The organism is Amycolatopsis sp. CA-230715, from assembly GCF_018736145.1.
Classification (GTDB): domain Bacteria; phylum Actinomycetota; class Actinomycetes; order Mycobacteriales; family Pseudonocardiaceae; genus Amycolatopsis.
Map to the genome: position 1 here is coordinate 1,513,387 of NZ_CP059997.1, position 19,501 is coordinate 1,532,887.

Here is a 19,501-nt window from a genome sequence, read left to right on the forward strand (position 1 = left end):
AAAGCGCTTTCTCACGGTAGGGACGCGGTCAGCGCACTGTCAACACCCGCCGGAGACCCGGCCCGCCGGACGGCACACCCGGCGAAACCCTGCGCGGTCGTCGCCACTCGTGCAACAAACCGCCATAATGTGCGTCACATGCACAACAGATCGGTGTTCTCGGGTGGATTCGCGGTGGATACCGTGATCCGGTCCCGCACCCCCGACGAGAAGGAGCACCGTGGAGCAGCACACCGCCCGGCCACCCGGCCGGACCGGTTTCGCGGCGAGCGTGCTGCGGCGCAAACCGGTGGAAGCCTTCGTCGACGAAGGCGGTGTCGGTCAGGGCGGCACCCTGCGCCGGACGCTCGGCCTGACCCAGCTGACCACGCTCAGCATCGGCGCGACGCTGGGCAGCGGCATCTTCGTCATCCTAGGCGAAGCCGTCCCGGTGGCCGGGCCCGCGGTGGTGCTCTCGTTCGTGCTCGCCGGGGTCACGGCCCTGTTCTCCGCGCTGTCCTACGCGGAGCTGGCGGGCATGATCCCGCTGTCCGGTTCCTCCTACTCCTACGCCTACGCCACCCTCGGCGAACTGGTCGCCTGGGTGTGCGGCTGGTGCCTGGTGCTCGAATACGGCGTCTCCGTCGCCTCCGTCGCGGTCGGCTGGGGCCAGTACCTCAACGAGCTGCTCCAGCTCACCTTCGGTGTCGCGATCCCCGACGCGCTGAGCCAGCCGCCCGGCGACGGCGGGATCGTGAACCTGCCCGCGATCGCGGTCGTGCTGCTCGCGATGTTCCTGCTGCTCGCCGGCGCGAAGGAGAGCGCGACCGTCAACACCGTGATGGTGGTCGTGAAGGTGCTGACGCTCGTGCTGTTCTGCGCGGTGGCGTTCACCGCGGTGCGCGCCGGGAACTTCAGCCCGTTCCTGCCGATGGGCCTGGCGGGCCTGAGCGCGGGCGGGGCGAAGCTCTTCTTCTCCTACATCGGCTTCGACGCCGCGTCGACCGCGGGCGAGGAGGCGCGCAACCCCCAGCGCGACCTGCCGCGCGCGATCCTGCTCTCCCTCGGCATCGTCACCGTGCTGTACTGCCTCGTCGCGCTCGCCGCGGTGGGCGCGTTGCCGTGGCAGCGGTTCGACGGCGAGCAGGCGGCGCTCTCGCACGTGCTGAGCACCATCGTGGACAACAAGCTGTGGGCCGCCCTGCTGGCGGTGGGCGCGATCGTGGCGATCTCCAGCGTGGTGCTCACCGTGCTCTACGGCCAGACCCGCATCCTGTTCGCGATGTCCCGCGACGGGCTCGTCCCGAAAGCACTGTCCAAAGTAGACCCCAAGAGCGGCACGCCGAGGGTGAACACGGTCGTCGTGTCGCTGTTCGTCGGCGTGCTCGCGGCCTTCGTCCCGCTCGGGAAGCTCGCCGACGCGACGAGCATCGGCACCCTGTTCGCCTTCGGGCTGGTCAACATCGCGGTGCTGCTGCTCCGCCGTCGCCGCCCCGACCTGCCGAGGACGTTCCGCGCGCCGCTCTCCCCGGTCACCCCGGTGCTGGGGGTGCTGTGCTGCGGGTACCTGATGTTCAGCCTCGACGTGGCGACGTGGATCGTGTTCGGCTGCTGGATGGTGGCCGGGCTCGTGATCTACTTCGCCTACGGCGCCCGGCGCTCCAGGCTGGCGGTGCCCGCATGATCGTCGGCATTTACCAGGGTCCCGGCGAAACCGGTGACGTCATGGGCGAAATCGGTGCCGCCGCCGGGCGCGCCGCAGCCGCGGGCGCATCCCTGCTGGTGTGCCCGGAGATGATCACCACCGGGTACCACATCGGCGCCCGCACGGCCGAAGTCGCCGAGCCCGCGGACGGGCCGACCGCGCGCCGGATCGCCGGGTTCGCCGCGGACGCGGGCCTCGCGATCGCCTACGGCTACCCGGAACGCGACGGCGGGACCGTGCACAACAGCGCCATGATCGTCGGCGCGCACGGCGAGCGGCTCGCGAACTACCGCAAGACACACCTGTTCGGCGACATCGACCGGACCGCGTTCTCCCCCGGCGAGGAAGCCGTGGTGCGCACCGAGATCGACGGTATCGCGGTCGGTGTGGTGATCTGCTACGACGTCGAGTTCCCGGAACTGGTCCGCGCGCACGCCCTGGCCGGCACCGAACTGCTAGTCGTGCCGACCGCGCTGATGCGCCCGTACGAACTGGTCGCCGACACGCTGGTGCCGACCCGCGCCTACGAAAGCCAGCTCTTCGTCGCCTACGCCAACCGGTGCGACGTCGAGTCCGAATTGGACTACTGCGGCCGCAGCAGCGTCGTCGCGCCGACCGGTGCGGTGCTGGCGAAGGCAGGCGGCGGGCCGGAGCTCATTCTGGCCACTGTGGACAGTGCGGTGCTGCGGGCGTCCCGCGCCGAGAACACCCACCTGACCGACCGGCGCCCCGAGCTGTACGACGGAGAACACCAGGCATGACTTCCGCCGTCCCGACCGCGATCCACCCCGACGGTGACCACGCGCGCCCGATCACCATGGCGGGCCCCGACTTCCCGTTCGGCTACGACGACTTCCTCGCCCACCCCGCCGGGATCGGCTCGGTGCCGCCGCAGCACCACGGCACCGAGGTGGCCGTGATCGGCGGTGGCCTGTCCGGGCTCGTCACCGCCTACGAGCTGATGAAGATGGGCCTGCGGCCGGTGGTGTACGAGGCCGACACGCTCGGCGGCAGGCTGCGCACCGTGCGGTTCGACGGCTGCTCCGACGAAGTCGTCGCCGAGATGGGCGCCATGCGGTTCCCGCCGTCGTCGACCGCGCTGTTCCACTACATCGACAAGGTGGGCCTGCGCACCACGCCGTTCCCCAACCCGCTGGCACCCGGCACCCCGAGCACGGTCGTGGACTTGAAGGGCGAGAGCCACTACGCGCGCACGCCAGCCGATCTGCCCCCGGTGTTCGCCGAGGTTTCCCGTGCGTGGCAACGCACCCTCGACGAGCACGCCGCGTTCCCCGAGATGCAGGCGGCGATCAGGGCGCGCGACGTCGGCACGATGAAGCGCATCTGGAACGACCTGGTGCGCAAACTGGACAACCAGACGTTCTACGGCTTTCTGTGCGACTCGCCCGCGTTCGCGTCGTTCACGCACCGGGAGATCTTCGGCCAGGTCGGGTTCGGCACGGGCGGCTGGGACACCGACTTCCCGAACTCGATACTCGAGATCCTGCGCGTGGTCTATACCGGTGCCGACGACGAGCACCGGTCGATCGTCGGCGGCAGCGACCAGCTGCCGAAGCGGCTGTGGGAACGGATCCCCGGCAAGATGGTGCACTGGCCCGCCGGGACGAGCCTGAAGACCCTGCACGACGGCGCGCCGAGGCCGGGGGTGACGCGGCTGCACCGGACCGCGCCGAACAACATCACGGTCACCGACGCCGACGGCCGCATCCGCACCTACCCCGCGGCGGTGTTCACCGCGCAGAGCTGGATGCTGCTGTCGAAGATCGAATGCGACGAATCGCTGTTCCCGATCGACCACTGGACCGCGATCGAGCGCACCCACTACATGGAGTCGTCGAAGGTGTTCGTGCCGGTCGACCGGCCGTTCTGGCGCGACGTCGACCCGGCGACCGGGCGCGAGAAGATGAGCATGACGCTCACCGACCGGATGACGCGCGGCACCTACCTGCTGGAGCACGGGCCGGACTCGCCCGCGGTGCTCTGTCTGTCCTACACCTGGGCCGACGATTCGCTGAAGTGGCTGCCGCTGAGCGCCGCCGAACGCGTCGAGGTGATGTTGCAGTCCCTGCGCGAGATCTACCCCGGCGTGGACGTCCGCCGCCACCTCATCGGCGACCCGGTGACGGTGTCGTGGGAGGCCGAGCCGCATTTCATGGGCGCGTTCAAGGCGAACCTGCCCGGCCACTACCGCTACCAGGAACGCCTGTTCAGCCATTTCGTGCAGGACCGGCTCGACCCGGGCCACCGGGGGCTCTTCCTCGCCGGTGACGACGTGTCGTGGACGGCGGGCTGGGCCGAGGGCGCGGTGCAGACCGCGCTGAACGCCGTGTGGGGCGTGATGCGCCAGTTCGGCGGCGCCACCGATCCGGCGAACCCCGGGCCGGGTGACCGGTTCGCCGAGCTGGCGCCGATCGTGCTCGGCGACCGCTGAGCCGATCGATCTACCCCACGCGGGTGGCTCCGCATGAGAAAATATGGCGCATGAACTCAGATCCCGCGCCGAAATGGCGTCGGCTGGAGCCGGACGAGCGCAGAGAGCAGATCTTCACCTGCGCGGTCCGGCTCTTCGCCGAGCGGCCGTACACCGAAGTGTCCACTTCGGACATCGCAGCCGCCGCGGGCGTGGCGAGGGGCCTGATCAACCACTACTTCGGCACCAAGCGCTCGCTCTACCTCGCGGTGATCCGCCGCGCGCTGACGGTACCGAGGGTGGCGATCGAGATCCTGCCGGACGGGCCGCTCGACGAGCGCGCGGACGCCGCCATCAGCTGGTTCCTCGACATGGTGACCAGCCAGGAGAAGATGTGGCTCGCCGCGATCGCCCCCGAGGGCATCGGGCGCGATCTCGAGGTCGAGCAGATCCTCGAAGAGGCGGATCGCGAATCGGCGGACAGGGTACTCGAAGCGGTCGGGCTGTCCAGGGAAAGCGAGCACGGCAACGAGCTGAACGCGCTGGTCCGCGCGTTCGGCGGGATGGTGAAGGCGGCGAGCCGGGAATGGCTCGTGCGGGGCGCGCTGAACCGCGAGCAGGTGCACACCCTGCTGAGCCGTTCGCTGATCACTCTCGTCCGGGAAATCTTCCCCGCGATCCAATCCCCCAAACCCGCGTAATCCCACTCTCTGGACGCGTGCCCGCCCGAATTCGGCGGGTCACGCTGGGTACACCGCGCCGATTACGCGGATTTCACCGCACCGCGAACAACACTCCCGGGCGATAAACACCACGGCGGGCGAGATACAAATACCCCATGCAGAGCGGGAACTTCACGGGCGAGCTCGTGCTGCCGTCGGACGAATCGCGTCCGCGGCGCGCGCGGTGGTTGCTGCCCGCGCTGCTGATCGTGCTGTGGCTGGCGATCGGCGCGGTGAGCGCGCCGTTCCTCGGCAAGCTCAGCGAGGTCCAGAGCAACGATCCCGGCTCCTTCCTGCCCGCGAGCGCCGAGTCGACGGAGGTCCAGCACCTGCAGGAGCGGTTCGCGCAGAACCGGCTGCTGGTGACCGTGGTGGTGTTCGACCGGCAGAGCGGGCTGACCCCCGCCGACTCCGAGGCGATCAAGGCGAAGGCCGCGGAACTGGCGAAGGCACCCGGCCTCGACGGTGCCGTGCCGCCGCCGATCCCGTCCGCGGACGGCAAGGCCGCGCAGGTGGTGCTGCCGGTCAAGGGCGACGACCCGTACAAGGCGGGCACCGCGGTCAAGGACATCCGCGTGCAGGCGAAGGCGGGGCTGCCGCCGGGGCTGAGCGCGCTGGCCACCGGGCCCGGCGGCTACAACGCCGACTTCGCCGAGGTGTTCGGCGGGATCGACGGCGCGCTGCTGATCATCACGGCCTCCATCGTCGCGGTGATCCTGGTGATCGTGTACCGCAGCCCGCTGCTGCCGATCTTCGTGCTCATCTCGGCCGGGCTGGCGCTGACCTCGTCGTCCGCGGTGATCTACCTGCTGGCGCACGCCGGGGTCCTGACGCTGAACGGGCAGTCGCAGGGCATCCTGCTGATCCTGGTGTTCGGCGCGGCGACCGACTACGCGCTGCTGCTCGTGGCCAGATATCGCGAAGAACTGCTCAGAACCCCGTCGGCACACGAAGCGATCAAGATCGCCTGGCGTGCTTCGCTCGAACCGATCGGCGCCTCCGGCGGCACCGTCATCCTCGGCATGCTGTGCATGCTGGCCAGCGAGCTGACGTCGAACCGCAGCCTCGGCCCGATCGCGTCGCTCGGCATCCTCGGCGCGCTGCTGGCGTCGCTGACCTTCCTGCCCGCGGTCCTCGCGCTCGTCGGGCGCGCCGCGTTCTGGCCTGGCGATCCGGTGCCCCGCAAGCACCGCAGGACCTCGCACGGCATCTTCGACGCGATCGCCAGGCTCGTGCGCAGGCGGCCGCGCTGGACGTGGGCGCTGAGCACGCTCGTCCTCGTCGCCGGCGTCCTGTTCGTGCCCGCGCTGAAGGCGAGCGGCACCTCCCAGCAGGCGCTGTTCCTCAACGAGGTCGAAGCCGTCACCGGGCAGAACGTGCTCAGCGCGCACTTCCCCGGCGGCACCGGCAGTCCGGCGATCATCACCGCGAACGCCGGCTCGGCGCAGCAGGTGCTGACCACGGCGAAGGGCATCGACGGGATCGTCGAGGTCCAGGTGTCCCCAGCGGATCCCGCGAACCCCGCGGCCGGGCCCAAGATCGTCGACGGGCTCGTCGAAATGGGCGCCACGCTGCGTGATCCCGCCGACTCGCCGTCCGCGGTCACCGTGGTGGGCAAGCTGCGCGACGCCCTGCACGCGCTCCCCGGCGCGGGCGCGAAGGTCGGCGGGCAGAGCGCGCAGCAGAGCGACATGATCGCCGCCGCGACCCACGACCGGGACCTGATCATCCCGATCGTGCTCGTGGTGATCTTCGCCGTGCTCGCGCTGCTGCTGAGATCCCTGCTCGCGCCGCTGCTGCTGATCGCGACCGTGGTGCTGTCCTTCGGCGCCACGCTCGGCGTCGGCGCGCTGGTGTTCAACGACCTGTTCGACTTCCCCGGCGCGGACCCGGCGATCCCGTTGTACGCCTTCGTTTTCCTGGTGGCGCTCGGGATCGACTACAACATCTTCCTGATGACCCGCGCCCGCGAGGAGGCGGCGCGGTTCGGCACCGAGACCGGCACCCTGAACGCGCTCGGCGTGACCGGCGGCGTGATCACCTCGGCCGGGGTCGTGCTGGCCGCGACCTTCGCCGCGCTCTCGGTGATCCCCGTGCTGTTCCTCGCCCAGGTCGCGTTCCTGGTCGCCTTCGGCGTCCTGCTGGACACCTTCCTGGTCCGCTCGCTGCTGGTGCCCGCGCTCGCCGTCGACTTCGGCCGGGTCATCTGGTGGCCGGGCAAGCTCGCGAAACGCCCCCGCCCCGCCGAAAAGTGACCTTCCCGGGGAGCGGCGCGGGTGAGGCCGCACATGCCCCGAAGGTGGCCTTCGGGGCGCTAGACGCCGCGGATCCACCCCTCGTGCGCCCGCCAGCCGCGGGGCCCAAGTGGCCTTCAGGGCAAACCCAGCCGGTTCCCCGAACGCGCCGCGAAGCGGCCGTCAGGGGGTGAGCGCGGGTTCCGGGGTGTCGTCGGCGGGTTCCGGGGCGGCCGTCTTCGGGATCAGCACCCCGGCGATCGCGCCCAGCAGGCTCACCGCGGCGATCACCAGGAACGCTACGCCCATCGCGTCGACGAAGCTGAGCTTCGCGACCGCGGAAACGGCGTTCGCGAGCCTGGCCCCGACGGTGCCAGGCTCGAACCCGTCGGGGATCTTGCCCTGCGTGACGGCGTCGGTTCCGGCGCGCACGGTCTCGGCCACCGGGCCCGGCAGGCCCGCTTCGGTGCTGTGCCGTCCCAGCGCGTCCGACACGCGCCACGACATGACGCCGCCGACGACCGCGATCCCCAGCACGCCACCGAGCTGGGAGGCGACCTGCTGCAGCCCCGAGGCGATCCCGCCGAGTTCGTCCGGGGTGCCGCCCATGATCGCCTCGGTCGCCGCGATCACGCACAGGCCGGTGCCGAACCCGGCGAGCAGGCCCGGGGCGAGCAGGTCGGTGAACACCGAGCCGCGGTCGAGCGTGGTCATGCCGACCAGCCCGGCGGCGACGAGCACGAGACCGGCGACGACCGGCCAGCGCGGCCCGAACCGCTGCGCGAGCATCCCGCCGATCGGGGCGGACACCACGACGACGCAGGTCGGCGCGAGCATCCACGCACCGGCCTCGATGGGGCTCATCCCGCGCACGTTCTGCAGGTACAGGGTGAGCAGGAACAACAGCGCGAACACGCCGACCGAGCTCACCCCGACCAGCGCGGCGCCGAGCGTGACGGACCGGTCGCGCAGCAGCCGCCGCAGCCCGCCCCGGCCGGTTCCTTCGTCCCCTTTGGACTCCACGACCGCGAAGAAGGCGAGCGCGACGGTGAGCACCGCGACCGGGACGTTCAGCAGGAACACGGCCTGCCAGCCGAATCCCTGCACGACGAGCCCGGAGAGCACCGGCCCCAGCCCGATGGCCAGCGCGTTGGCGCCGCCCCAGATGCCCAGCGGGAGGCCGAGCTTGTCGGCGGGGAAGGCGTTGCGCAGCATGGCCAGCGCGGCGGGTTGCAGCAGCGCGCCCGCGAAGCCTTGCAGCACGCGGAAAGCGACCAGCGCGGCGACACCACCGGACAGCGCGACCCCGAGCGAAGCGAGCCCGAAGAGCGCGACACCGATGACGAACGTGCGGCGGCGGCCGATGCGGTCGGCCAGCTTGCCCGCGGGCAGCAGCCCGATCGCGAGCGCGACCAGGTAGGCGTTGGCGATGAGCTCCAGATCGCCGAGGGTCGCGTCGACCGACGACGAGATGAACGGCGCGGCGATCGTGATCGCGGTGCCGTCCAGGCCGACCATCGCGCCGCCGAGCACGCCGCCCACGAGGGTGAGCCACGGCCTGCCGCGGAGTTGTGATCCTCCGCGCATGCGTACTGCCGTCACCTGGGTAGCTCCTCCCGGGTAGCTCACGGATCGTGTGTGCTGACCGTTCCGAAGGGCACAGCATGACGGGTGGTCGTCACCCTCCCGCGTCCGGCCCCGGCACTTCACCCACTAGAAACGAATATCGTTCAGGTTTTCGGAGAACGGTAGCAGAGGGTAACGCCGGAGCCGGGGAGGATTATCACTCAATCGAGGGTTGTTGCGTGACCAACTTGCAACCTGATGCGTACATCGCTACGGTCTTGCAGGCACATCAGCCAATAGCGTGAATTCGCCAGGGCAGGCCGATCCCCCGCGGCCAATGCCATTGGTGTATTCCGCGTCGCGAATTTCTCCACCGGACGGTGGATTTCCGCAGAAGCGCGCCCAACGGCACGGACGCCCATTTCGGCGCGTGAGGCTGCCACACAAACACTTTCACCTGCAGGAGAGTGCACATGCCCGAGGCTGAGCGCCGGTACCCCGAACCGACGGACGGCCTGAAGAACCCGGTGCGGCCCTTGACCGATCTGCTGGTCGACCGCGCCGGTTCGTCCGCGCCCGCGTTCACCTACCGCGACTACGCCGCCGAGCGCGAGGGCACCGAAGTGACCCTCAGCTGGGCCGAACTCGCCGAGCAGGTGCGCACCGTCGCCGCGGAGCTGTCCCGGATCACCTCACCCGGCCAGCGGGTCGCCATCCTCGCCCCCCAGGACCTCAGCTACGTCACGGCGTTCCTCGGCGCGCTGCACGCGGGCACGATCGCCGTGCCGCTGTTCGCGCCCGAGGTGAGCCAGCACGGCGAACGCCTCGTCGGCGCGCTCGCCGACTGCGCCCCCGAGGTGTGGCTGACGTCCTCCGAATCGCTCGCCGCGGTCCGCTCGCTGGCTGAGGAGAGCGCGGTTCCGATGCCGAAGCAGATCATCGCGGTCGACGCGCTGGAGCCAGCGGGCGCCGACTACACGCCGCCCGCGCTGTCCCTCGACGCGCCCGCCTACCTGCAGTACACGTCGGGCTCCACGCGCGCGCCCGCGGGCGCGGTGATCACCCACCGCGCGGTGGTGGAGAACAGCAACCAGGCGATCACCGCGTTCGGCGTCGATGACACCTGGACCTGCGCGGGCTGGATCCCGTTCTTCCACGACATGGGGCTCATCCAGCTCCTGTGCGTGCCGGTGGCCTCCGGCGCCCGCTCGGTGTTCATCACGCCGTTCAACTTCATCATGCGGCCGGTGCGCTGGCTGAAGCAGCTTTCCGACTTCCCGAAGGTGTTCGCCGCGGCACCGAACTTCGCGTTCGAGTACGCGGCGCGGAAGGTGTCCGAAAGCGACCGCGCCACTTTGGACCTGTCCGATGTCAGGGCCGTCATCAACGGCAGCGAGCCGGTCCGCGCGAGCACCATCGCCGCGTTCCAGGAAACGTTCGGACCGCACGGTTTCCCGGCCACCTCGCACCGCCCGTCCTACGGTCTCGCCGAGGCCACGGTGTTCGTCACGAACACCCGCGAAGAAGGCCCGACGGTGACCGCGTTCGACCGGGCCGCGCTCGGCGAAGACCGCGGTGTCGTGGTCGAGCGGGGCACCGAGGGTTCGATCGATCTCGTCGCCGCCGGGCGCTCGCACGGCCAGTACGTCCGCATCGTGGACCCCGCGAACGGCACCCTGCGCGCCGACGGCGACGTCGGCGAGATCTGGGTCCACGGTCCCAACGTGGCCAGCGGCTACTGGGAGCAGCCGGAACGGTCCGCGGAGACCTTCGGCGGCCGGATCGCCGGCGCGGCGGGCATTCCCGCCGACGGCTGGCTCCGCACCGGTGACCTCGGGCTCTTCCACGACGGCCTGCTCTACATCACCGGCCGGATCAAGGACCTGATCATCATCGACGGCAAGAACCACTACCCGCAGGACATCGAGGCGACCGTGCAGGCCGCGCACCCGGTGATCCGGCGCGACCACGTCGCCGCCTTCGCGGTGACCACGGAGGACGGTCGCGAAGGCGCCGCGGTGGTGGCCGAGTTCAACCGCAAGGCGGCACCGGACGGCTTCGACGAGAAGGAGGTCGCGAGGGCGGTCCGGCGCGCGGTTTCCGCGGCGCACGACGTCAAGCTGCGCGACGTGCTCGTCCTGCCGCCCGGCGCGGTCCAGCGGACCTCGAGCGGGAAGGTCGCCCGCGCGGCCACGAAGGCACGGCACTGGGAGAAGGCGGACTAAGGCTGATGACCACCGCGCGTGAGCTGCGGTCCTGGCTGATCGAACAGGTCGCCGAGGTCTGCGAGCTCGACGAGGACGAAGTCGACCCCGAGCTGCCGCTGGACGAGTACGGACTGTCCTCGCGGGACGCCGTGCAGCTTTCCGGCGCGCTCGAGGAACTGCTCGACCGCCCGATGCCGACGACGCTGCTGTGGGAGCACCCCACGATCGACCGGCTGGCCGCCGCGCTCACCGGCGCGGAATCCGGCCCGGCACGCGAGGATCGCGCTCCGGCGCGGCCCGCGGCGGGTGAGCCGATCGCGGTCGTCGGCGTCGGCTGCCGCCTGCCCGGTGGCGTGCACGGCGCGGACGGTTTCTGGCGGCTGCTGACCGAAGCCCGCACCGCGACCTCCGAGGTCCCGGCCGGGCGGTGGGAGCACGACGAGGCCGCCGCCGAAGCCGTCGGCACCACGCGCTGGGGCGGTTTCCTCGATGACGTCGCGGGGTTCGACGCCGAGTTCTTCGGCATCACGCCGCACGAAGCGGCCAGGATGGACCCGCAGCAGCGGATGGTGCTCGAAGTCGCGTGGGAGGCACTCGAACACGCCGGGATCGCTCCGGAATCCTTGCGCGGCAGCGAAACCGGTGTGTTCGTCGGCATCAGCGGCACCGAGTACGCCGCGCGCGCACTCGGCGATCTGTCCGAAGTGGACGCCTGGACCGGGACGGGTGGCGCGCTCTCGATCGCGGCGAACCGGCTGTCCTACGTGCTCGACCTGCGCGGCCCGAGCGTCGCGGTGGACAGCGCGTGCTCGTCTTCGCTGACCGCGGTGCACCTCGCCGTGCAGAGCCTGCGCTCGGGGGAAACCGGCGCCGCGCTCGTCGGCGGGGCGAACCTGCTGCTCGGCCCCGGCGTCACCACGTCGTTCGACGAGATGGGGATCAGCTCCGCCGACGGCCGGTGCAAGCCCTTCTCGCACGACGCCGACGGGATCGCCCGCGCCGAGGGCGCCGGAATGGTCGTGCTCAAGCGCCTTTCGGACGCCGTCGAGGCAGGCGACCGCGTGCTCGCCGTGGTCCGCGGCACCGCGGCCAACTCCGACGGCAGGTCGAACGGCCTCACCGCGCCGAATCCCGATGCGCAGGAAGAACTCCTTCGCACGGCCTGCCGCCAGGCCGGGATCGCACCGGCCGACGTCGCCTACGTCGAAGCGCACGGGACGGGCACGCTGCTCGGCGACCCGATCGAGGCGCGCGCGCTCGGCGCGGTGCTCGGTGAAGGCAGGGACGAACCGCTGCTGCTCGGTTCCGTGAAGAGCAACCTGGGGCATCTCGAAGCCGCGGCGGGGATCGCCGGGCTGATCAAGACCGTGCTCGCGCTGCACCACGGGAGGATCCCGGCGAGCCTCAACTACGCGGGCCCGAACCCGCACATCGACTTCGACCGGCTCAAACTGTCCGTTGTGGACAGTGCGCGGCCGTGGCCGGACGGCACCGCCGTCGCGGGCGTGTCCGGGTTCGGCTTCGGCGGCACGAACGCCCACGTGGTGCTCGAACAGGCCCCCGCCGCCACTCCGCCGTCGCCCCGGCGCGCCGCGCGCGGCCGGTTCCTGCTCGGCGCGCCGTCCGCGGACCGGATCGCCGACACGGCTTCGGAACTCGCCACGTGGCTCGCTTCCGACGTCCCGCTTTCCGACGTCGAGCACTCGCTGGCGCGGCGGCTCGGCGGACGGCACCGCGCCGCCGTCGTCGCCGACGGGCGCGAAGACCTGGTCGCCGGATTGCGCGCGCTCGCCGCGGGCGCGAACTCCCCCGGCGTGATCACCGGGAAGCCCCGCCCGGCGGGCAGGCTGCCGGTGTTCGTGTTCTCCGGGCACGGTTCGCAGTGGGCGGGCATGGGCAAGCGGCTCTACGCCGAGGAACCCGTGTTCGCCGCCGCGATCGACCGGCTCGATCCCCTTCTCGCCGCCGAAAGCGGGTACTCGCTCAAGGACGACCTCCTCGGTGGTGTCGACGCGCGCACCATGGATCACGTCCAGCCGCTGCTGTTCGGCATCCAGCTCGCGCTCACCGATCTCTGGGCCGCGTACGGCATCCAGCCAGGCGCGGTGATCGGGCATTCCTTCGGCGAAGTCTCCGCGGCGGTCGTCGCGGGCGCGATCTCCGAAGCCGACGGCGCGAAGATCGTGTCGCTGCGCTCGCGCCTGCTGGCCTCCCTCGCCGGCGACGGCGCGATGGCGCTGCTCGAACTCGGCGCCGAAGAAGCGGGCGAGCTCGTCGACGGACTGTCCGATGTGGACGTCGCGGTGCTGTCCGCGCCGAAGGAGACCGTGATCGCGGGGCGCGCGGACGAGGTGCGGCGCATCGTGTCCGATGTGGACTCGCGAGGGCTGCTGGCGAAACTGGTCAAGCTGGACGTCGCCGCGCACTCCCCCATCGTCGACCGCGTCACCGGCACGCTCGTGGAGGGGCTGATCGGCATCCGCGCGGACGAGCCCGCGCTGGACTTCTACAGCACCGCCGAGGCCGACCCGCGCGGCGTGCCCGCCTTCGACCCCGAGTACTGGGCGGCCAACCTCCGCCGCCCGGTCCGGTTCTCCGGTGCCGTGGCCGCGGCGGCCGAGGACGGCTACGACACCTTCGTCGAGATCTCGCCGCACCCGGTGCTGCGGCACGCGCTGACCGGGAACCTCGGCGGGCCGGGTGCGCTGGTACTCGCCAGCGGCAGCAACTCCGACGACGAGACCACCCACTTCCACACGCAGCTCGCGGCGATCGAACTCGCCGGTGGCGTGCGCGTGGCACGCGGCGGCGCGGTCACCGACGTGCCCGCGACGCCGTGGCGGCACGTCCGGCACTGGCTGCCGCAACCGGCACCCGCCGCGCCGGCCGCGTCCACTTCGGACACCCACCCGCTGCTGGGCACCGCGATCGACCTGCCGGACGAACCGAAGCTGGTGTGGCAGGCCGAACTGGACCACACCGCGCTGCCGTGGCTGCCCGACTACCGCTGGGACGGCAGGGCCGCGCTGGCCCCGTCCGCGTACCTGGAGCTGGCGAACGCGGCGGGCAGGACGGCCTTCGCGGTGTCGGCGGACCGGGTACTGGTCCGCGGCCTCGCGCTGCTGGACACGCTGCCGCTCGGCGAGTCGACCTCGGTGACCACCACGGTGGTCGCGGACACCGGCGAATTCCGCGTGCACGGCAGGGCCGACGGCGCGCCGTGGCGGCTGCTGGCCACCGCGGAGCTGTCCGTGCTCGCCGAAACCGCGCTCGCCCCTCCGGTGTCCGAAGTGGACGACCGCGACCTGGTCCGCCGCACCGGAGCCGATCCCGCGCCGCGGACGCCCGCCTACGGGCCTTCGTTCGCGACGATCGGCGCGATCCGCGTCGCCACCGGCCGCGGCCTTCGCGCGGTGGCCGAAGTGGACGTCCCCGAAGGACTCGGCGCCGAGCTGCGCTTGCACCCGGCGCTCGTCGACCCGTGTCTGCGCCTGTTCACCTTGGCGCTGAACGACAACGACTCGGTCCTGGTGCCCGTTTCGCTCGGCACGGTCCGCGTCTACGGCGATCCGGCGCGCGCGTCCTCGGCGCGGATCGCGGTGACCACCACCGCCGACGGCGGTCACGTCGGCGATCTGCACCTCGTCGACCCGGACGGCGTGGTGGTGCTCGAGATCGGCGAGATCGCACTGCGCAGGGCGAACCCGGACGAGCTGCTCGCACCGGTCTCCGAACGGCTCGTCGAGCCGCGCTGGCGGCTCGACCCGCTGCCCGCGCGGAGCAGGCCGCGCGGTCGCGTCGTGCTCCTGAGCGCGGGCGGGCACGAGCTGACGGACCCGCTCGCCGATACCGGCGCCGAGGTGACGTCGATCGACTACCGCGACGAACAGGCCATCCGCGAGGTGATCGCGGCCGACGGCGATCTGAACCTGCTTTTCCTGCAACCCACTGATAGCACGGGACTTGACGCGCTCGCCGCGGCGGAACGCGCGGTGCTCGCGGTGTCCGACACCGTCCGGCTCCTCGCCGAGCGCACCGCGCGCGGGCACGCCCGGATCTTCGTCGTGACCACCGGCGCCGCCGCCGTGCGCGACGGCGAGCCGGTCGAGCCCGCGTTCGCCGCGCAGCGCGGGCTCGTGCGCATGTTCGCCTACCTGCACCCGGAACTGCGGACCACGATCGTCGACGTGGCACCGGAAATGCCGGGCGGTGCACTGGCGGGCGCGTTGCTCGCCGAACTGGCCTCCGGCACCGACGACGAGGTCGCGCTGCGCCGCGACGGCCGGTACACCCGGCGGCTCGACTGGGCCTCGCTGCCGTCGCCGCGCACCGCCGCGGTTCCGGTCGTCCGCACCGACGGTGCCTACGTGATCACCGGCGGGCTCGGCGGGCTCGGCATCCGCCTCGCGGAATGGCTCGCGGGCAAGGGCGCCGCGCGGATCGTCCTCAATGGACGGTCCAAGCCGAGTGCCGCCGCGGCCGAGGCGATCGCCGGGATGCCGGGTGAGGTGCGCGTGGTGCTCGGCGACCTCGCGGAACCGGGCGTGGCCGAGCGGCTCGCCGGGGCCGCAACCGAAGGCGGCGTCCCGCTGCGCGGGGTGCTGCACGCCGCGGCGGTCTTCGGCGACCACACCGACGGCAAGCTGCTCGACGCCGATTCCCTGCACCGCACCTGGCTCCCGAAGGCGCACGGCGGCTGGCGGCTGCACGAAGCGACCAAACAGGACACTCTCGACTGGTGGGTCGGGTTCTCGTCCGCCTCGACGACGCCCGGTCTTCCCGGCCAGCCCGCGTATTCGACCGCGAACGCCTACCTCGACGCGCTGGTCGAGCACCGGCGCTCGGCGGGGTTGCCCGCGACCTCGGTCGTCTGGGGCACCTGGGCCGAAATCGGCGCGGCCGCGGATCTCGAAGTGCCGTGGATGCGCGCGATCGAGCCGTCCGAGGGGCTCGACGCGCTCGCCACCGTGATCGGCGAAGGCAGGCCGACGACCGGTGCGATGCGGCTGGCCACGCGCAGGCTGCTGGAAGCCTTCCCGCACCTCGCGGAGGTCCCGTTCTTCGGAGTGCTGCTCGCCGGTGAGGCGTCGGCGGCGGCCGAGGACGAACGTCCCCTTTCCGAGCGGCTGGCCGGACTGTCCACAGCGGACGCCCACGACGCGGTGTCACGGCAGCTGCGGACCAGGGTCGCGAGCGTGCTCGGCTACGCGGCGGAATCGCTGGACGTGACCGCGCCGCTGCCCGCGCTCGGGGTCGACTCCCTGCTCGCGGTGCGCATCCGCAACGCCGTGCAGCACGATTTCGACCGCGCGATGCCGGTGTCGCTCCTGTTGCGCGGCGCGAACGTGCTGGAAACCGAGCACTGGCTGCTCGGCGAACTGGGGCTCGAGGGCGCGGAGGCCCCCGCGCGGACGACCAAGGTCGGGCCGAGGGACGCGGCCGAACGGCTCGTGTCCACCGCGTGGGCCGACGTGCTCGGCCGGGAACACGGTGTCACCGCGGACTTCTACGCCGAGGGCGGCGTCCGCGAGCAGGCCGAAGCGGTGACCGCGCTGCTGAGCGAGCGCAGCGGCCGCGAGCTGACCGTCTCGGAGCTGTTCGAGCACCCCACGATCGAGCGGATGGCGGTGCACCTGCGCGACGAAGAGACCGAAGGGCGCCCCGTCCGTCCACTGCGGACACGGGGCGACCAGAACCCGCTGTTCTTCTTCCACCCCGGCGGCGGTGACACCGCGGTGTACCGCCAGCTCGTCGGCCTGCTCGACGAAGACATCCCGGCGTACGGCTTCGACCGCGTCGATGGGCTGGTCTCGGTCGAGGAGCGGGTGGAGCGGTACCTGCCGGAGCTGCGGAAGATCCAGCCGCACGGACCATACCGGCTGGCGGGCTGGTCGTTCGGCGGGTTCATCGCGTTCGACATGGCGCAGCGGCTGCGGGCCGAGGGCGAAGAGGTCGAGCTGCTCGCCATGATCGACTCGATCCTCCCGCTCACCGGCGACACCGGACTGTCCGATGTGGACCTGATGAAGAAGCGGCTGGAGCGCTTCGAGGAGTTCCTCGAATCCAGTTACGGCAAGCGGATCGACCTCCCGTTCGACCGGCTGGCCCGGCTCGGCGTCGAGGACCAGGCGCAGCTGCTGGTCGACACGATGCGCGCGGAAGGCCTCGTCAACGGCGAGGTCAGCGAGGCGATCCTGCACCACCAGCGGACCTCCTTCGTGGACGCGCGGGCGCTCGAGTTCTACCGGCCGGACCGCTACGACGGGCCGCTGGTGTTCTTCAGCGCCGCGGACCAGGTGCCGGGCGGCCTGCGGGACCACCGCTTCGACCGCACGGACGACGCGCGGGGCTGGGACGCGGTGTGCCCCGCGCTCGACGTGATCGTGGTTCCTGGCCACCACCTGTCGCTGCTGGATCCGCCCAATGTGGACCACATCGCCGCACGGCTCACCGAGCTGCTCTCGGCCGGTGCGCCGGTCGGCGCGGGGAGCGGCACGTGAGGAGACTGTCCGTTGTAGACAGCAGGACGGGTGAGGGCGGCGAGCTGCTGCTGACGCTGCGCTCCCCCGCACTCGGCAGGGAATGCGGCGTCACGCTGCTCACCCCGGACGGCTGGACGCCGTCGCGGAAGTACCCGCTGCTGTACTTCTTCCACGGCTCGTCGGACGTGCGCTCGTCGGTGGTGGAGCGGACCGCGCTGCGGTCGCTGGCCGCGAAGTCGGACGTGCTGGTGGCGTTGCCCGACGGTGGCCGGATGGGCTTCTACACCGACTGGCGGGTGCCCGACCGCGAAGGCACCGTCCCGAAGTGGGAGACCTTCCACCTCGGCGAGCTGCTTCCCTTGCTGGAAGCCGAATACGGCGCCTCCGACGTGCGCATGGCGGCGGGGCTCTCGATGGGCGGCTACGGCGCGCTGCGGTACACCATGCGGCATCCCGGCCTGTTCCACGCCGCCGCTTCGCTGAGCGGTTTCACCCACCTCACGCGTCGTGGCACGGCCGCGCTGCTGGGCACGCTCGCGGTGCGCGAGGGGATGCGGCCCGGCCGGATCTGGGGCCCTCGCCGCTACGCCGCGGAAAGCTGGGCGGCCAACGACCCGCACCTGCACGCCGAAAGGTTCGCGGGCACCGAGGTCTACGTCGCGGCGGGCAACGGAAAGCGCGTGCCAGGCGAGGAGTTCGTCGCCGGGATGGAACTCGTCGAACGGTTCGTCCGCGGCATGGCCGACGACCTGGTGGACACCCTCCGCGCGGCCGGGGCGCACGTCACCACCGATCTCGGCCCCGGCATCCACTTCTGGACGACCTTCGCCCGCGAAATCGACAACCTGTGGCCGTACGTGGAAAAGAACCTGCTCAGCGAACGCCCTTGATCGGCCGCACCAGCACCGCGCCCGCCAGCGCGATCGCACCCGCGATCAGGTACAGCACGGTGTAGCTCGACACCGCCGCGATCACCGCGCCCGCGATCAACGGCGCGAACGCCTGCGACGCCGTGTTCGCGATGTTGATCACGCCGAGGTCCTTCGCGCGCTCCTTCGCCACCGGCAGCACCTGCGTGATCAACGCGTTGTCGATCGCCGCGTAGACCCCGTAGCCCAGCCCGAGGATCCCGGCCGCCACCATGGCCGCGACCCAGCTGTGCCAGACCGCGAGCACCAGCATCGCCAGCGCGATCACGCACGACGAGGTGGTCACGAAGACTTTCCGCTTGCCGCTGCGGTCGGACAGCTTGCCCGCGATGACGCTGGTGAGCAGAATCCCGGCGGTGTAGATGATCGTGAGTACGAAGACGCCACCCGCGGGATCGTCGAGCTGCACGTCGTCGCGCAGGAAGTACAGCAGGTACAGCGTCGCGATCGAGTTCGCGAGCTGGATCGCCAGCCGGGACACCGCGGCCCAGCCGAAGTCGGGGTACTGGCGGAGGTCGATCTTGAACCCGGCGAGGAACCGCTTGAGCACGAACGGTTCCGCCTCCGCGGCGGGCAGCGGATCGTCCGATGTGGTCAGTACGAACGGCACCGTGCAGGCCAGCAGCAACCCGGCCAGCAGCAGGTACCCCGCCGTCTGCCCGGACACCACCTGCGTCACGAGCAGCACGCCGAGCACGAGCCCGACCGGTGTCGCCAGGCCGAGGAACGCCGACACCAGCCCGCGCTGCGCGACGGGCACCCGGTCCGGCACCGTCGCGCTCAGGCCCGAGAAGAGCGTGTTCTGGGCGGCCTGCGCGACCACCCAGCACAGGGCCACCCCCAGCACGGTCGCCTGCGCCGACTGCACGGCGAGCGCCACCGCCGCGACCAGCGCGCCCCCGATGATCCACGGACGACGGCGGCCGAGCCGCGACGTCGTCCGGTCCGACAACGCCCCGGTCACCGGCGCGGCCACGATGGACGCCACCGCCGCCGCGGCCGTCACCCACGCGAGACTGGTCTCCTTGCCGCCCGCGTCGATCCGCTCGATCTGCAGCGGCAGCAGCACCTGGATCGGCGTCACCACCACGATCCAGAACCCGAGCACGGCGGTGGAAAGCGCGGCGATCCAGCGCCCGGTGACGGGCTCGGTCGGTTCGGTGAGTACCCCCGCTGTCATGGCAGGGAGAGTACCCGGACCACGGGGGTTCCGGGTGGCCCGGCGGGACAAGGTTCGGTGGCCGTT

At 71.4% G+C, this 19,501-nt stretch carries 10 protein-coding genes; 8 read left to right on the forward strand and 2 right to left on the reverse strand.

The features are described 5' to 3' along the window. The first annotated feature begins 220 nt into the window (after positions 1-220). From HUW46_RS07195 to HUW46_RS07215, 5 genes are all read left to right on the forward strand, one after another. Positions 221-1,663: an amino acid permease gene (locus HUW46_RS07195; protein ID WP_442860920.1), complete on the forward strand. Its 1,443-nt coding sequence runs from the start codon at positions 221-223 to the stop codon at positions 1,661-1,663. Then, on the forward strand, positions 1,660-2,445 hold the full coding sequence (locus tag HUW46_RS07200) for a carbon-nitrogen hydrolase family protein (RefSeq protein WP_215546542.1): 786 nt from the start codon (positions 1,660-1,662) through the stop codon (positions 2,443-2,445). The genes HUW46_RS07195 and HUW46_RS07200 overlap by 4 nt, the downstream gene beginning before the upstream one ends. Next, positions 2,442-4,136 carry a flavin monoamine oxidase family protein gene (locus HUW46_RS07205; RefSeq protein WP_215546543.1) on the forward strand — a complete coding sequence of 565 codons (1,695 nt, stop codon included), beginning with the start codon at positions 2,442-2,444 and terminating at the stop codon, positions 4,134-4,136. Before HUW46_RS07200 ends, HUW46_RS07205 begins: the two co-directional genes overlap by 4 nt. A gap of 50 nt (positions 4,137-4,186) precedes the next feature. Further along, positions 4,187-4,816, forward strand: a complete 630-nt coding sequence (locus HUW46_RS07210; RefSeq protein ID WP_215546544.1) for a TetR/AcrR family transcriptional regulator — start codon at positions 4,187-4,189, stop codon at positions 4,814-4,816. A 137-nt stretch (positions 4,817-4,953) separates the two neighbouring features. Then, positions 4,954-7,092: an MMPL family transporter gene (locus HUW46_RS07215; RefSeq protein ID WP_215546545.1), complete on the forward strand. Its 2,139-nt coding sequence runs from the start codon at positions 4,954-4,956 to the stop codon at positions 7,090-7,092. 162 nt (positions 7,093-7,254) lie between these two features. Here the strand turns inward: HUW46_RS07215 and HUW46_RS07220 are convergent, their stop codons facing one another. After that, on the reverse strand, positions 7,255-8,673 hold the full coding sequence (locus tag HUW46_RS07220) for an MFS transporter (protein WP_254125892.1): 1,419 nt from the start codon (positions 8,671-8,673) through the stop codon (positions 7,255-7,257). Positions 8,674-9,110: 437 nt separating this feature from the next. On the opposite strand from HUW46_RS07220, the gene HUW46_RS07225 reads away from it, so the two are divergent. From HUW46_RS07225 to HUW46_RS07235, 3 genes are read left to right on the forward strand one after another with little or no spacing between them, the layout of a single operon-like run. Then, on the forward strand, positions 9,111-10,862 hold the full coding sequence (locus tag HUW46_RS07225) for a fatty acyl-AMP ligase (protein ID WP_215546546.1): 1,752 nt from the start codon (positions 9,111-9,113) through the stop codon (positions 10,860-10,862). Positions 10,863-10,867: 5 nt separating this feature from the next. Beyond that, positions 10,868-17,344 carry a type I polyketide synthase gene (locus HUW46_RS07230; RefSeq protein WP_215546547.1) on the forward strand — a complete coding sequence of 2,159 codons (6,477 nt, stop codon included), beginning with the start codon at positions 10,868-10,870 and terminating at the stop codon, positions 17,342-17,344. Then, entirely contained in the window at positions 17,341-18,216 is an 876-nt protein-coding gene (locus tag HUW46_RS07235; RefSeq protein WP_215546548.1) for an alpha/beta hydrolase, read from the forward strand. The genes HUW46_RS07230 and HUW46_RS07235 overlap by 4 nt, the downstream gene beginning before the upstream one ends. On the opposite strand, the gene HUW46_RS07240 is transcribed toward HUW46_RS07235, so the two are convergent. Beyond that, positions 18,200-19,435, reverse strand: a complete 1,236-nt coding sequence (locus tag HUW46_RS07240) for an MFS transporter (protein WP_215546549.1) — start codon at positions 19,433-19,435, stop codon at positions 18,200-18,202. The genes HUW46_RS07235 and HUW46_RS07240 overlap by 17 nt on opposite strands. Positions 19,436-19,501: the final 66 nt, after the last annotated feature.